This is a genomic window from Burkholderia pulmonis (assembly GCF_984667975.1).
The window spans coordinates 756,345-771,710 of sequence record NZ_OZ480186.1 but is presented as its reverse complement, the minus strand read 5'-3'; the positions used below and the strand labels follow the sequence as shown (position 1 = coordinate 771,710).

Sequence of the window (15,366 nt, the reverse complement as noted above, 5' to 3'; positions counted from 1 at the left end):
CATCCGACCCAAGCGCGTTTACGTCAATCGCGCCGATGCGAGATTTTCCTTGAACCAGCGATACGTCTTGCCGACACCGTCCTTCAGGCTCGTGTTCGCGTTAAAGCCCGTGTCCGCAAGCCGCGCAGCGTCGACCGACCGGCGGGGAATCCCGACAGGCTTGTCGGACAGCCACTTGATCGGCGCCGAGATGCCTGCAGCCGTACACACCGCATCGGCCAGATCTCCCATCGAGCTTTCGATCCCCGATGCAATATTGACCACGCCGGAGGCTCGATCGAGCAGGTGAATCGCCGCTCGCGCGGCGTCGTCGACGTACATGAAATCGCGCGTCGTATCCGGCCGCCCCCAGACTTCGAGCGGCGTGCCGTTCGCCATCGCCTGCTCGGCCTTGCGAATCAGCGACGGCACGACGTGTCCGTTCTCCACGTCGAACCGGTCGTTCGGTCCATACATGTTCGTGAAGACACCGTAGACGTAGTCGATGTCGTTGTACTTCTTCAACAGTTCCAGATAATGGAACGCGTGGATCTTCGAGTTGGCGTAGCCGTATTCGCCGAAATGCGGCAACCCCTTGAACATGTCCTCTTCACGCAGCGGAAGACTGATGTAAGGAAACGGGTACGACGCCACCGTACCGGCGAAGAACACCTTCTTGACGGAGCTGCCCGCAAGACTCGTCAGAAGGTTTTCGTTGATCCGCGTATTCAGCGACAACGACGAAAGCTGATTGCGCAGGTTGCCCTGCAGTCCGAAAACCTGCGAAGCGAGGTGAATCAGATGCGTCGGCCGTTCGTCCGCGACAAAGGCCTCGACCGCGTCGCGATCGAGCAGGTTCAGTTCCGCGCGGCGCGGCGCGACGAACGATGCACCTGCCATCTCGAGTTGCCGGCAAACCGCCGAACCAACGAGTCCATATCCGCCAGTTACGAAATACTTGTCCATGGATGCTCCTAAATAGCCTTTTTCTTCCACAACCACTGGATGGGAGCAGAAATGAATTTAGGTATCTTCACCGAATCGTACAACTTGACCAGCAGCGCGCGCGCCGCGGCCGCGTCGACCTGCTTCACGAACGCCATGGGTTCGACAAGCTGGCTCTGCAAAACCGCGGCGGCACGAAGATGCTTGTCGACATAGTCGAAACCCAGAACGTCCCGCAAGATCTCGGATTCGCGCATCAGTTGATCGTGATTGGAAATACGATGGTGGAACACGTAGTACTCGTGGTCCTCCACGGCCGCGACGCGCACGTCGTCAAACCCCTCGCCGAACCGCTGATAGGCAATCGACATCAGGCGCTGCCAGAAATACGGAGCATAGGCGAACGTCTCGAAAACTTCACGCATCGAATCCGTGCGGCGATAGAGCGTCGACGAACACGAGAACGGAGCGCTCGCGTCCATCATCGAGGTCAGCAGCGTATGTCGCGTGAAGGTCGCACGTCCTTCGTGCGGCTTGCCGGTGTTTTCGAGCACGGTGAATCCGCCGGCCACGTAGCCCATTTCCGGCGCTGCATCGAGCTTTGCCCACATCGATTCGATCGTCGACCAGACCGGACGCTCCCATGCAGGAACGACCTGGAAGATATCGCCCTCGGGCAATGCCTCCAGGATGGTGACGATCTTCTCGACGACCTCCTCGGCCGTATCGATGTACTCCTTCGTATCCCGCTTGAAACGGATGATTTCCACGTCGGCGCAGGCCTTCCGGATATCTTCCTCGCGCGCGGCCGAGCTCGTCTCGGGAATCAGGGCGTAGCACTTGGCGTTCCGCTTGCCGTCCATGTGCATCGCATAGGAGCGGATCTTCGCCGTGAAGGCCGGATTGCATTCGTCCGCGATGAAGACGGTCGACAGCGCGCGACCGATCTCGCCGGTATTCACGACGTCGAGGTGAGGCCCCGTCTCGAAGATGCGCTTGAAATTCTCGACCAGACTGAAGCGCTGCTTGTAGATCTCCTGCGCACGGGTCGCCCGTTCAACCGCGAGCTCCGGATTGTCGCGGATCCACTCGACATGCTCCTCGACCTTGCGCGCCACGGTCGCGGCCGGCTCCGTCGTGTCGATATAGAACAGCAGATCGCCGAAATTGTCGCTTGCGAACCGGTTCTGATCGCAGATGATCGGCACGCCGGCCGACAGGCACTCGAACAGCCGGCTCGACATCAGCCCGGATTTGATGTGTGCATCCGAGGACAGGACAAGACCAATACCCGATTGCGCGACGCGCTTGATCAGCGTCTTGCCGTCGAACGGGATCGAGCCCTGGTACGACGCATAGCCGTCCCACACGCGCACGTTCTGGAAGACTTCGGGACCATAGATGTCCAGCATGCCGCGCTGATCCAGCAGTTTCATCAGCTCGTGGTGGCGGCCGCCGCGACCGCTCAGCGCCTCCCAGTTGATGCCGCAGTAGAACAGCTTGCCGTGTCCGAGCGCGGGCGGAACCACCGGCTCGTGCACGGCGTGGAACAACGTCAGGAACGGCGCGGTTGCCGCACGCCCCGAGCCCTTCAGCAGTCGCCGGGCATGATCGTCAGCCACCCGCGAACCACACGACAGGAATGCGTCGTTGGACAACGCGTTTTCCGACTTTTCCCGGTAGCTCCACTGGAAATAGAAATCGAGCGGATTCCACAGCGCATAATAGGTAAAGGCGCTCCACGCCTTCGCCGAATCGAAATGCAGTGCCAGCACGAATTCGATCTTGAGCTCGTCGACATGCGTCAACGCATCATCGACGAGAAAACCGTGACGATTAATCGATACGGTTTCGTAACCCAGTTCCTGAAGCGCCGACTTGATCCGCAAAATGCATTCTGTTTCAGCATTTTCGATGGTGGGCCAATAATCTACAACAGCAACGGTCTTCTTAATTTCCGTAAGAGACATATCTTTAATATCCACAATAGCCGCACCAGCCGAATTCTGAAACCGATATCGGAGAGCCGTCGCGACCGTCCGCACGACCCCGCGCACGAACCGACTCCCGTCCCTGATGCCCACCTCGCGAAGCCGCGGGCTGCGACCGGAGTGCATCGCGCTCCCGATCCGCCCGATGCCATGCCGGCAACGACGGGCGGATCGTCAAGCGAATCCGGATGCTCAGAACGAGAACCCGATCTTGTTGCGACGCAGGTCAGCCTCGACCATCATCTGGCACAGCTCTTCCAGCGTCGTTTTCGGTTGCCAGTCGAGATCCTGCTTGGCCTTGGCCGGGTCACCGATCAGCAGGTCGACTTCTGCCGCGCGGTAGAACTTGGAATTCACGCGAACGATGGTCTTGCCGGTCTTGCTGTCGATCGCCACTTCGTTCTCGTCCTTGCCCTGCCACTCGAGATCGAAATCGCATGCACGGGCCGCGAGCGAGACGAAATCGCGCACCGCCGTCGTACGATTCGTGGCCAGCACGTAGGTGTCGGGCTGATCGGCCTGCAGCATGCGCCACATGCCGTCGACGTACTCCTTGGCATAACCCCAGTCGCGCAGCGCGTTCATGTTGCCGAGTTCGAGGAGATCAGCCTTGCCGAGTCGGATTTTCGCCAGCGTGTCGGTGATCTTGCGCGTCACGAATTCCTGTCCGCGAAGCGGCGATTCGTGATTGAACAGGATGCCGCTCGACGCGAAGATGTCGTAGCTTTCGCGATAGTTGATCGTCATCCAGTGCGCATACAGCTTGGCGACGCCATACGGGCTGCGCGGGTAGAACGGCGTGGCTTCGGTTTGCGGAATCGACTGCACCTTGCCGAACATTTCCGACGTGCTGGCCTGATAGAAGCGAATCTTCGGATTGACGATCCGGATTGCCTCGAGCAGGTTCACCGCGCCCAGCCCGGTGATGTTGGCGGTAGTCAGCGGCTGATCGAACGAAACGCCCACGAAGCTCAGCGCCGCAAGGTTATACACCTCGGTCGCCTCGGTGCTCTGCAGCAAGCGGATGCTCGAACCCAGATCGGTCAGGTCGTACTCGACCAGGCTCAAATTCGGATGATTGAGAATTCCCAGCTCTTCGATACGCCAGAAGTTGACCGAACTGTTCCGACGATATGAACCGTAGACACGGTAGCCCTTTTCCAGCAGAAACTCCGCCAGATATGCGCCATCCTGCCCAGTGATACCGGTAATAAGAGCCGTCTTCATATTCTTTCCTAATTCAACGTAAATAATTCGCCAATTACAAGCATACGCAGCCCGGACAAGCGGTGGCGCCACGCGTTTTCGCCGAGAATCGCCAGGAACATCGAGCCGGACGAATCCGGGAGCATCTCAAGAAGCGCCCTCCCCCGGATCCAGCCGATTCATATCTTGGTCCACATCGCGCACTTCGTTATTTGAACGACTGGACCCCTGTCACCACGGGGTAGACGACCGTGAAGACCAGATTCAGGACCTTCTGGATTTCCGTGATCGGCGCATTCGAGACGTACAACACGTCCTTGTTGTCCATCATGAAACTCTGGACCGCAAAAAATGCGTTCGGATCACGCAGGTCGACCCGATACACGACCGGCACCTTGCCGTCAGCGGTCGTCCTGACCGGCTGGTCCGGCCAATTCAGCGCCTTGGGATCCTCGAGGCGGAAGATGAATACGCCCTGCGCATCCGAACGCGAATCCTGCAGGCCGCCGGATCGCGCGATCGCCTGAGCAAGCGTGATGCCCTGCGCCTCGAAGTTGACTTCTTCGTTCTTGCCGGTCGCACCCAGCGCAAGAAAACTGTAAGGCTGATACAGCGCCGTGACGACGTCGCCCGCCCGCAGGGGAACGTTCTGGCGCGGATCGCGAATGACCGCCTGCAGCGGCAGGGAGGCAACTTCATTGCCTCGCGTGATCTGGATGGTGATCTTGTCCACCGACTGGCGCACGCCACCGGCCGCCGCCAGCGCATCGAGCAGGCGCTCGCCGCGCGCACTCAACTCCATTCGCTTGCTGGTCCCCACATCGCCGACCACGGTGATGTAGGAAGTCTCGTTGCGCGCCAGTCGCACCAGGACCTGCGGATCGTGCGCGATATTCTTCAACCGCGCGGCAATGTATTTCTGCAGTTGCGTCGGCGTCTGCCCCGAGGCCTTCACTGCCCCAACGAAGGGAACGTTGATGTTTCCATCGCCGTCGATCACCTGGAGCGGCAGCGTCGTCACGCGCGAGCCGCTCGGCGCGCTGCTTGCACCGCTGTCAGATATGCCGCCGCCGAACAGGGTCGCGGGCGGCGCCTCCCAGATCGAGACTTCGACGGAATCGCCCACACCCAATTGCTGACGAAACGATCGATCGTCACCAAGCAAGGTTGCGAAATCCGCGTGGGCACGCTTGGCGTACAGTTGACGCGCAACCGTATCGGTTACGTCGATGATTTGAATACCTTGCGGATTGCCTTTCGCTGCCGCCGCATCCACCTGGGAGCGGCTCGGTCCGGACGTCGGAATGGCCGAACAAGCCCCCAATCCGATCAAGCCAGCGACTACGATTGCCAACTGCGCTCCGCGTTTCACACTTGCCATTTATACAATCCGGTCATCCAAGGATAGAGGCGGCGACGATTGTCGCACGATGCAGAATAAATTGCGTATACTCGCGATTTATACAATCCGGCCACCGCAAGGGTAGGGGCGGCGGCAATTGTCGCACGATGCAGAATAAATTTGCGTATAGTTAGCGCAATTTCCTACACTCTCGGCATTTCCGCACGGCACGCGTGCACTGCATGCCACACGAACATTGCATCCGTGTTAAATATTTGCCTGGATATTACGCGCCTGCTTACTCGCCGTTCGGCGGGCTTGCTGCCCACCGGGGTTGACCGGGTCGGCCTCGCCTACCTCGAACACTATCGCTCCCGCGCCCGCGCGGTCATCAGTCGAGCCGGATTTCCCAGAATACTGAATGAAAGCGCATCGTCACGTGCTTTTAATCTACTGACCGGACCGAATCAGCACCGATTCTGTATTCGCAGTGCGATTGCCAGGGCCTACCTCGATCCCCGGCGAGTCCGGCCAGGCCGGGCCGTGCTGCTTCACACGAGTCACAACGGCATGGAGCATGTTCGTTATTACCGGGCAATGCACCAACGTGACGTCCGCGCGGTATTCATGATTCACGACCTCATTCCGCTCACGCACGCGGAGTATTGTCGCCCGGGCGTCGAAGCCGGTCATCGCCGACGCATTCATACCGCGTTGCGCCACGCGGATGGCCTGATTGCGAACTCGGAAGACACCCACGCCGCTATCAAAGAAGAAGCACGTCGCGCGAGCCTCTCCATGCCGCCGTGCGTCGTCGCGCCGCTCGCGGCCGGATATCGTTCGGTCGAACCGACGCAAGCGCCGCTGCAGGCGCCGTATTTCGTCATGCTCGGCACCATCGAGCCACGCAAGAACCACTGGTTCATGCTTCATGTATGGCGACGCCTCGTCGAGCAACTGGGTAGCGCTGCGCCCAAGCTGGTGATCATCGGCCGGCGCGGCTGGGAGTGCGAGAACGTCGTCGACATGCTCGAGCGCTGCACGCCGTTGAAGGACGCGGTGATCGAGCTGGCGGACTGCACCGACGCGCAATTGCACGCGTGGCTCCAGCATGCGCGCGCGCTGCTGTTTCCGTCGTTCGTCGAAGGATACGGCATGCCGCTCGTGGAGGCACTGAGCCTCAACGTGCCTGTTCTCGCCAGCAATCTGGCCGTTTTTCGCGAGATCGCGGCAGATATCCCCGATTATCTGGACCCGCTGGACGGCCCTGCGTGGATCGCACGCATCCTGGCCTATACACGCGCCGACAGTGCGGAAAGAAGCGACCAGGTCGCCCGGATTGCCGGCTTCCGCGAACCCACCTGGGCGAACCATTTCGAGCGCGTCGATCAGTTCATCGACTCGCTGGCCCAATGACATTCCTCATGCGCCACCGAACCGCTCCGGCCGAAAGCACCGCGCCGCACCCCGCGTCCGGCGCTAGGTTCCGTGAGCATCGCCCGGCAGCAACGTCCGCATTTCGGCGACGTTGCGCAAAATACCGCGCGGCACTCGTGGATGCCGGCGTCGCGATCGGCCCGGGCCAGGGCCTTGTTTGCGCGGGCCCCGTTCTGCCCGGGAGCAATCGCCATGCCCCGCCGCTGTCCTGGTTTGCCGTCGAATCCGCTGCGGCCGGCGAGCCCGGCGTCATCGCGATGCTCGAATCGCTGCTGTACGCCACAGCCGGATCCATGGCCCGGCCATCGACGCGGGCGCTGATGCGGCGCGTGCTGGAATCCGATGCGCTGCATGTCAGGTCCCGCATTCAGCCGCTTCCCGACGCATGGCATATCTCGACCGGCCGGCCGCGCATCGTGCTGATCGACGAACGGTCGGTATCGCATGCGGATTCGCGTTCGAGCCGGCGACAACGGTGCCTTGGCTTCGAATCCATGGTGCGGGCAGCACAGGCTGCTCACCCCGACGCGGATTTCTGGCTGCTCCCGTCGGCCGACGGCGGCAGCGGACACTGGATGTCGAGCCTGACGAGATTGCCCCCCGGAACGAAACGGCTCGAAGTCGAGCACTCGCTGCACGACATTCTGGCGACGTCGGATACCGCTTACGTCGTCACGGCCTCGGAAGGCCTGGGCGCCCTGCTCGCAGGCGTCCCGCTTCATGTTTTCGGTTCGCCCTACTACGCGGGTTGGGGGCTGACCCACGATCACCTGGAACTGTCCCCGCGACGGCAATGCGATTCGGTCGACAGGCTGTTCGAGACAATCTTCCTGAAAGCCGCCAGCTACCTCGACCCCGTGACGTACAGCCGCGGCACACTGGATGCAGTCCTGAGCTTCGTCGAGCTCCAGCATTCGGTCGCTGCGCGCTTTGCGGATCTGGACGCACTTGCGGGGGTTGCCTTCCAGTGGTGGAAGCGCCCGTTCGCCACGCCTTACCTGACCGCAGGCGGCGGCCGCCTTCGCTGGGTAAAACGCGCGGCTGACGTCGACGCCGGTGAAGTCGCGGCGATCTGGGGCGGTCGATCGTCCGCGGGGCTGCGCGATGGCACCCGACACGTCAGAATCGAAGACGGATTCCTGCATTCGACAGGGCTGGGCTCCGACATGGTTGCGCCGTACAGCCAGGTCATCGATCGCGTCGGCATGTATTTCGATTCCAGCCGGCCCAATGAGCTGACCGCTCTCCTGAATACGGCCGAATTCAGCGAGGCTGAGCTGCAACGCGCAGCCGCGCTGCGCGAGGCAATCGCGACACACGGGTTGACCAAATACAATCTCGGGCGATGCAGGCCCGATTGGGTCCCCCCTGCCGGCGCGCGGATCATACTCGTTTCCGGTCAGGTCGCGGATGACGCATCGATTCGGCTCGGCACCCAGGGCATCACAACGACGGAAGCCCTGCTGGACGAAGTCCGCGCACGCCGCTCCGGCGCCTTCATCGTCTACAAACCCCATCCCGACGTGCTGTCGGGCAACCGCATCGGCCATCTCGGCACGACGGCGGTGGCCGACGTCGTCGATGCGTCGTCGGACCTGATCTCGCTGATCGAGATTGCCGACGAAGTACACACGCTTTCGTCTCTTTCCGGTTTCGAAGCGCTGTTGCGCGGCAAGGAAGTGCACACGTACGGATTGCCGTTTTATGCTGGCTGGGGGCTGACGACGGACGCCGTCCCGCAACGCTGGCGCGAACGGACGCTGACGATCGACATGCTGGTCGCCGCCGTATTGCTGCGCTATCCGATTTACTGGGACTGGCGGCTCGAGCGCTTCACGACGGCGGAAGCCGTGGTGAACCGGCTCGCCGCCACCGCGAACCGCCCGCTCGCTGGAGTCCGCTCGCGGCACATCAGGTTTCTCGTCAAGGTCGTCCGCTGGACGCGCAACGCCGTGGAGCATCTCGCCTGGAGACTGCGCATGGCCTGATGCACGGACACGAGAATCAATTCTGAATAATCGTTACAGCCGGGTCCGAATCACTAGAACTGCCGATTCGCCTGCACTCAACGAACGGTGTCGACGTTTATATCTTGGAGCAACGCAATGATTTACCCGGTAATTCTGTGCGGTGGAAGTGGCACGCGTCTTTGGCCGATGTCCCGCGGCGGTTATCCCAAACAATATCTGAAGCTTGCGGGTGAAGATACGCTGGTTCAGCAAACGGCGCTACGCGCCAGCCATATTCCGGATGTCGCCAACCCGATCGTCGTCACCAACAACGATCAGCGCTTCCTCGTCGCCGAGCAACTGCGCCAGGTCGGCATTGCGCCGTCGTCCGTCGTGCTCGAGCCCGTCGGGCGCAACACGGCTCCCGCGATCGCCGTTGCGGCACTGCTGGCGCTGCAAGAATCCCCGGACGCCGTGCTGCTCGTACTGCCCTCCGATCACGTCGTCCAGAACGAGAAGGCCTTCATCGATGCCGTGCTCGAAGCGGCGCCGATCGCGGCGGATCGTCATCTCGTTACGTTCGGCATTACGCCCACCGAGGCGCACACGGGCTACGGCTACATCCGTCGCGGCCACCCCGCGGCAGACGGCAAGATCGTCTATCGCGTCGACGCATTCGTCGAAAAGCCCGACGCGCAAACCGCCGAGCGCTTCCTCGCCGACGGCAGCTACTACTGGAACAGCGGCATGTTCATGCTGAAGGCGTCGAGCTATCTCGACGAACTCAAGCGGCATGCGCCGGAGGTTGCCCACCACGCGGAGCTCTCCGTCGAGACGGCGCGCCGCGACGCCGACTTCATCCGCCTCGATCCCGATGTGTTCGGCGCCTGCCCGAACATCTCGATAGACTATGCGGTGATGGAAAGGACCGAATTTGCTGCTGTCGTCGAAGCCGCCGACCTGGGCTGGAACGATATCGGTTCGTGGACGGCCCTCGCCGATATCGCCGTGCGCGACACTGACCTCAATGCGAAGATCGGCGACGTGTTCTCCCACGAGACCACCAACTCGTATGTCCGTGCCGATCACCGGATGGTCGCCACCATTGGTGTCGACAACCTGGTCATCGTCGAGACAGCCGACGCCGTTCTCGTCGCGCACCGCGACAAGACCCAGGACGTGAAGAAAATCGTCGAATGGCTCAATGCATCCGGCCGCCACGAATCGATCACACACCGCCGCGTCGTACGACCGTGGGGCGATTACGAAGGTCTCGACCAGGGCGACCGCTTCCAGGTCAAGCGGATCGTCGTCAAGCCGGGCGCACAGCTCAGCCTCCAGATGCACCACCATCGCGCAGAACACTGGATCGTCGTGAAGGGCACGGCACTCGTCACGAACGGCGACAAGGAGATCATGCTGACGGAAAACCAGTCGACCTACATCCCGCTGGGCGCGACCCACCGCCTGAGCAACCCCGGCAAGATCCCGCTCGAACTGATCGAGGTGCAGTCGGGCTCGTATCTCGGCGAGGACGACATCGTCCGCTTCGAGGATACCTACGGCCGCGCCGCGTCGTAAGCGACGCCGTTCCGGGTCGCGCGCCGCGCGTGGCCGCGATCCGGCACCCGCCAACGGGCAGCACGCACACGCGTCCTGCCCGTTTTTCATTACGTCAAGCAATGTCAGGCAGGTTGCCCGGCCCTCGCAGGTCGGGTTATAAAAGCGCCACCCATCCCGGTGCATGCGCCGCCCTTTCCTACTCTTGCCCCCGGAGAACGCATGATCGATCTCGCCACCGTCCAGCAATTCCTGATGACCCGCGGCCTCGACTTCGGCCTCAACCTCCTCGCCGCGATCGTGTTGTGGTTCATCGGCCGCTGGGCGATCCGCATCGGTACCCGCCTGCTCGGCAAGGTCGTCCGCCGCAGCGGCAAGGTCGACCCGACGCTCACCGACTACCTGACCTCCGTCGTCGGCGTGCTGCTGACGGTCCTGCTGATCCTCGCGATCCTGCAGATCTTCGGCGTGCAGACGACCTCGTTCGCCGCACTGCTCGCCGGCCTCGGCCTCGCGATCGGCACGGCCTGGGGCGGCCTGCTCGCGCATTTCGCCGCCGGCGTGTTCATGCAGGTGCTGCGCCCGTTCAAGATCGGCGACGTGATCAGCGCGGGCGGCGTCACCGGCACCGTGAAGGAACTCGGCCTGTTCGGCACGACGATCATCACCGCCGACAACATCGTCACGATCGTCGGCAACAACAAGATCTTCTCGGACAACATCGCCAACTACAGTGCAACGTCGCACCGCCGCGTCGACCTGACCGCGAAGATCGCGAACGGCGTCGATGCGGTCGACGCGATCAACCGCCTGAAGTCGTCGATCCCGCAGATCCCGAACGTGCTGGCCAACCCGGCACCGGACGTCGGCGTGCTGCAGTTCACGCCGGAAGGCCCGCTGCTGTTCGTGCGCCCGTCCACGGCACCCGAGAACTACTGGCAGGTGTACTGCGATACCAACCGCGTGATCCTCGAGACGTTCCGCGACGCGCAGTACCCGACGCCCGAAACGCCGGTCTCGCATCGCAACGCGTAACGGCACCCGCGGACGAAAAAAAAGCGTGGCACTCGCCACGCTTTTTTATTGCACCGAAGCGGAAGGAACGCGTGGGTTCAGCGCCCGCCCGTCTTCTGCACACGATCCGACTGCCGCCCGCGCACGAGCTTCCACACCGCACCGAGCGCAACCGGCACGATCGCCGCACCGATCCCGACCAGCACGATCACGTTCAGGTACTGCCGGATGAACGGAATGTTGCCGAAGAAATAGCCGAGCAGCACGAGCAGCAGCACCCAGACCAGCGCACCGATCACGTTGAAGAGCTGGAAGCGCGCGGCACTCATCGACGACGCGCCCGCGACAAACGGCGCGAACGTGCGCACGACCGGGATGAAACGTGCGAGCACGATCGTCTTGCCGCCGTGCTTGTCGTAGAACGAGTGGGTCTTCTGCAGCGCGGTGCGATCGAGGAAACGCTCGAGCACCGGGATATGCGTATTGAACACCTTCGGGCCGACCCAGCGTCCGATCAGGTAGTTCACGGTGTTGCCGGTAATCGCCGCGACGAGCAGCAGCACGATCAGCAGGCCGACGTTCATTTCGCCCGTCGCCGCGAACGCGCCGCCGATGAACAGCAGCGAATCGCCGGGCAGGAACGGGAACACGACGAGCCCCGTCTCGCAGAACACGATCAGGAACAGCATGAGATAGACCCATGCGCCGTACTGACGGATGAAATCGCCGAGGAAGGCGTCGATATGCAGGACAAGATTGACGAAATGAAGCAGCGTATCCAAATGCGATTCCTCGAAGGCGATGGGGCCGGAACGGCCCAAAAGAGGCCAGACATGGCGGAGGCGCCCGCCAGCCAAGGCGGCGCGCGCAACGGAGAGTCATGATACCGAAACTACCTTAAGGCTCCGTGAAAAAACGTAACCGCCGGTCGCCCCGGCACGCGTCCGCCGCCTCGCTATAATTCGGCCATGTCCGATATCACCGAAACGGCCGCGGGCGCCGCGCCCGCCCCCGCTCCGCGCCCGCTGCGCGCGATCCAGCCCCTGCCCGACCAGCTGATCAGCCAGATCGCGGCCGGCGAGGTCGTCGAACGCCCGGCGTCGGTCGTCAAGGAACTGCTCGAGAACGCGATGGATGCCGGCGCGACGGCGCTGCGCATCGTGCTGGAAGAAGGCGGCGTGAAGCGCATCTCGATCACCGACGACGGCTGCGGAATCCCGCCCGACGAGCTGGCGCTCGCGCTGATGCGCCATGCGACCAGCAAGATCCGCTCGCTCGAGGAGCTCGAGGCGGTCGCGACGCTCGGGTTCCGCGGCGAAGCGCTGGCGTCGATCGCCTCGGTCGCCGAGATGTCGATCACGAGCCGCACGGCCGACGCCGCGCACGCGATGAAGATCGATGCGCAGACGGGCGTGCTGTCGCCCGCCGCCGGCTCGACCGGGACGACGATCGAGGTGCGCGAGCTGTACTTCAACACGCCCGCGCGGCGCAAGTTCCTGAAGAGCGAGCAGACCGAATTCGGCCACTGCCTGGAAATGATCCGCCGCGCGGCGCTCGCGCGGCCGGACGTCGCGATCTCGGTGCTGCACAACGGCAAGGCCGTCGAGCACTGGAATGCGACCGAGCCCGCGCAGCGCGTCGCGAAGATCCTCGGCGACAGCTTCGCGACCGCGCACCTGCCGCTCGACGAACAGGCCGGCCCGCTCGCCGTCTACGGCTGCGCCGGCCTGCCGACCGCGAGCCGCGGGCGTGCCGATCAGCAATATTTCTTCGTCAACGGCCGTTTCGTGCGCGACAAGCTGCTGACGCACGCGGTACGCGCGGCTTACGAGGATGTGCTGCACGGCGACCGCTACCCGTCGTACGTGCTGTTCCTCGACCTGCCGCCCGAAGCCGTCGACGTGAACGTGCATCCGTCGAAGATCGAGGTGCGCTTCCGCGATTCGCGCTCGATCCACCAGTACGTGTTCCACGCGGTCCAGCGTGCGCTCGCGCGCCACGCGGGTGCCTCGCCGGAAACCACGGCGGGCGGCCACGCCGCGCATCTCGAACCCGCGCAGCGCGGGCCGGCATCGTTCCTCGACACGCCGCTCGGCCAAAACCAGGGCCACGCGACCGGCAGCACCGGCGGCTTCGGCGGCAGCGGCTTCTCGTCGCCGTCGTCGCCCTCGTCGTCGGGCAACACCTGGATGCGCCAGGCGCGCATGACGCAGGGCACGCTGCCCGTCGCGCAGCCGCTCGCACTCTACGACGCGTTGTTCGGCCGCAAGGACAGCGGTGCCGGTACGCCGGACGGCACGACGATCCTTGCCCGCGATTCGGCCGACGCACCGGTCGCGCCACTGTCGGGCTTTACCGCATCGCCGGTCGCCGCCACCGCGCACGACGAGCAGCCGCTCGGCTTCGCGCTCGGCCAGATCCACGGCATCTACGTGCTCGCGCAGAACGCGTACGGCCTCGTGATCGTCGACATGCACGCGGCCCACGAGCGGATCCTGTACGAGCAGTTCAAGAACGCGCTCGCCGACCGCACGGTCGCCGTGCAGTCGCTGCTGCTGCCCGTGTCGATGACGGCCACGCCGATCGAGATCGGCACGGTCGAGGAAGAACGCGACACGCTCGAATCGCTCGGCTTCGACCTCGCGGTGCTGTCGCCGACGACGCTCGCGATCCGTGCGGTGCCGGCGCTGCTGAAGGATGCCGACCTGCAGTCGCTCGCGCGCGCGGTGCTCGCCGACCTGCACGCGTTCGGCGGCTCGCGCGTGCTCACCGAGCGCCAGCACGAACTGCTCGGCACGCTCGCGTGCCATCACGCGGTGCGCGCGAACCGGCGCCTGACGCTCGACGAGATGAACGCGCTGCTGCGCCAGATGGAAGCGACCGAGCGCGCGGACCAGTGCAATCACGGCCGGCCGACCTGGTATCAGCTCACGCTGAACGATCTCGACCGCCTGTTCATGCGCGGCCAATGAGCGCTTCACCGCAGTCCTCTCCGACGACGATCGCCTGCCTGCTCGGCCCCACCGCTTCGGGCAAGACGGCCGCGGCGCTGGCGCTCGCCGCGCACCGCCCGATCGAGATCGTCAGCGTCGATTCGGCGCTCGTCTACCGCGACATGGATATCGGCACCGCGAAGCCGTCGCGCGACGAGCGCGCGAGCGTGCCGCATCACCTGATCGACATCATCGACCCGGCCGACGCGTATTCGGCCGCGGAATTCCGCGCGGACGCGTTGCGCCTGATCGGCGAGATCATCGCGCGCGGCCGCACGCCGCTGCTCGCAGGCGGCACGATGCTGTACTACAAGGCGCTGACGCAAGGGCTCAACGACCTGCCGGGCGCCGATCCGGACGTGCGCGCAGCACTCGACGCCGACGCCGCACGCGACGGCTGGCCCGCGCTGCACGCGCGGCTCGCGCAGGTCGATCCCGACACGGCCGCGCGGCTCGCACCGAACGATTCGCAGCGAATCCAGCGTGCGCTTGAAATCTTCATGCTGAGCGGGCAGCCGATGTCGGTACTGCTCGCGGCGCCGCGCCGCACGGACGATGCGGCGGCCGCGTACCGCTTCGTGCCGGTCGCGCTGGAACCGTCGGATCGCGCGGTGCTGCACGCACGGATCGCGCAGCGCTTCGACGCGATGCTCGACGCGGGCTTCATCGACGAAGTCGAACGGCTGCGCCGTCGCGACGATCTCCATCCCGACCTGCCGTCGATGCGTTGCGTCGGCTACCGGCAAGCGTGGGAATTCCTCGACGGCGACACCGACTACCGGACAATGCGCGACAAGGGCGTCTTCGCGACGCGCCAGCTCTGCAAGCGCCAGATCACGTGGCTGCGTGCAATGCCGGAGCGGGTCGTGATCGACTGCATCGCGCCGGATTCGACGGCCCGCGCGCTCGACGCGCTAGAACGCGTACTCGACGGCCGCACGCCGGGCTGA

11 protein-coding genes are annotated in these 15,366 nt (G+C 63.6%); 6 read left to right on the top strand and 5 right to left on the bottom strand.

Annotated elements, in window-relative coordinates; all coding sequences use genetic code 11:
* Window positions 1–18: 18 nt before the first annotated feature.
* The 4 genes from AC5LXK_RS03610 to AC5LXK_RS03595 form a co-directional block, all read right to left on the bottom strand.
* Window positions 19–879 carry an NAD-dependent epimerase/dehydratase family protein gene (locus tag AC5LXK_RS03610; protein WP_493390347.1) on the bottom strand — a complete coding sequence of 287 codons (861 nt, stop codon included), beginning with the start codon at window positions 877–879 and terminating at the stop codon, window positions 19–21.
* A 74-nt stretch (window positions 880–953) separates the two neighbouring features.
* Window positions 954–2,894 (bottom strand): glycosyltransferase family protein, encoded by a 1,941-nt coding sequence (locus AC5LXK_RS03605; protein WP_493390346.1) that lies wholly within the window; start codon window positions 2,892–2,894, stop codon window positions 954–956.
* 213 nt (window positions 2,895–3,107) lie between these two features.
* Window positions 3,108–4,142, bottom strand: coding sequence for a GDP-mannose 4,6-dehydratase (gene gmd / locus AC5LXK_RS03600; RefSeq protein ID WP_493390345.1), 1,035 nt, complete (start codon window positions 4,140–4,142; stop codon window positions 3,108–3,110).
* Window positions 4,143–4,329: 187 nt separating this feature from the next.
* Window positions 4,330–5,502 (bottom strand): polysaccharide biosynthesis/export family protein, encoded by a 1,173-nt coding sequence (locus tag AC5LXK_RS03595; protein ID WP_493390344.1) that lies wholly within the window; start codon window positions 5,500–5,502, stop codon window positions 4,330–4,332.
* Window positions 5,503–5,727: 225 nt separating this feature from the next.
* On the opposite strand from AC5LXK_RS03595, the gene AC5LXK_RS03590 reads away from it, so the two are divergent.
* From AC5LXK_RS03590 to AC5LXK_RS03575, 4 genes are all read left to right on the top strand, one after another.
* Window positions 5,728–6,879, top strand: a complete 1,152-nt coding sequence (locus tag AC5LXK_RS03590) for a glycosyltransferase family 4 protein (protein WP_493390343.1) — start codon at window positions 5,728–5,730, stop codon at window positions 6,877–6,879.
* A gap of 137 nt (window positions 6,880–7,016) precedes the next feature.
* The gene (locus tag AC5LXK_RS03585; RefSeq protein WP_493390342.1) at window positions 7,017–8,888 is read left to right on the top strand and encodes a capsular polysaccharide export protein, LipB/KpsS family; all 1,872 of its coding nucleotides are present in this window, start codon (window positions 7,017–7,019) and stop codon (window positions 8,886–8,888) included.
* Between the two features lie 117 nt (window positions 8,889–9,005).
* Window positions 9,006–10,430, top strand: coding sequence for a mannose-1-phosphate guanylyltransferase/mannose-6-phosphate isomerase (locus AC5LXK_RS03580; protein ID WP_493390341.1), 1,425 nt, complete (start codon window positions 9,006–9,008; stop codon window positions 10,428–10,430).
* Between the two features lie 201 nt (window positions 10,431–10,631).
* Entirely contained in the window at window positions 10,632–11,444 is an 813-nt protein-coding gene (locus AC5LXK_RS03575) for a mechanosensitive ion channel family protein (protein ID WP_493390340.1), read from the top strand.
* A gap of 77 nt (window positions 11,445–11,521) precedes the next feature.
* Here the strand turns inward: AC5LXK_RS03575 and AC5LXK_RS03570 are convergent, their stop codons facing one another.
* On the bottom strand, window positions 11,522–12,205 hold the full coding sequence (locus AC5LXK_RS03570) for a DedA family protein (RefSeq protein ID WP_493390339.1): 684 nt from the start codon (window positions 12,203–12,205) through the stop codon (window positions 11,522–11,524).
* A 186-nt stretch (window positions 12,206–12,391) separates the two neighbouring features.
* Here AC5LXK_RS03570 and mutL point away from each other — a divergent pair, with 186 nt between their 5' ends.
* On the top strand, window positions 12,392–14,395 hold the full coding sequence (gene mutL, locus AC5LXK_RS03565) for a DNA mismatch repair endonuclease MutL (protein ID WP_493390338.1): 2,004 nt from the start codon (window positions 12,392–12,394) through the stop codon (window positions 14,393–14,395).
* On the top strand, window positions 14,392–15,366 hold the full coding sequence (miaA, locus tag AC5LXK_RS03560) for a tRNA (adenosine(37)-N6)-dimethylallyltransferase MiaA (RefSeq protein ID WP_493390337.1): 975 nt from the start codon (window positions 14,392–14,394) through the stop codon (window positions 15,364–15,366). The genes mutL and miaA overlap by 4 nt, the downstream gene beginning before the upstream one ends.

Excerpts from the sequence above, each read along its gene's own strand:
- AC5LXK_RS03580 (WP_493390341.1), top strand. The coding sequence starts at position 9,006 with ATGATTTACCCGGTAATTCTGTGCGGTGGAAGTGGCACGCGTCTTTGG.
- mutL (WP_493390338.1), top strand. The coding sequence starts at position 12,392 with ATGTCCGATATCACCGAAACGGCCGCGGGCGCCGCGCCCGCCCCCGCT.
- miaA (WP_493390337.1), top strand. The coding sequence starts at position 14,392 with ATGAGCGCTTCACCGCAGTCCTCTCCGACGACGATCGCCTGCCTGCTC.
- AC5LXK_RS03595 (WP_493390344.1), bottom strand. The coding sequence starts at position 5,502 with ATGGCAAGTGTGAAACGCGGAGCGCAGTTGGCAATCGTAGTCGCTGGC.
- gmd (WP_493390345.1), bottom strand. The coding sequence starts at position 4,142 with ATGAAGACGGCTCTTATTACCGGTATCACTGGGCAGGATGGCGCATAT.
- AC5LXK_RS03575 (WP_493390340.1), top strand. The coding sequence starts at position 10,632 with ATGATCGATCTCGCCACCGTCCAGCAATTCCTGATGACCCGCGGCCTC.
- AC5LXK_RS03610 (WP_493390347.1), bottom strand. The coding sequence starts at position 879 with ATGGCAGGTGCATCGTTCGTCGCGCCGCGCCGCGCGGAACTGAACCTG.
- AC5LXK_RS03605 (WP_493390346.1), bottom strand. The coding sequence starts at position 2,894 with ATGTCTCTTACGGAAATTAAGAAGACCGTTGCTGTTGTAGATTATTGG.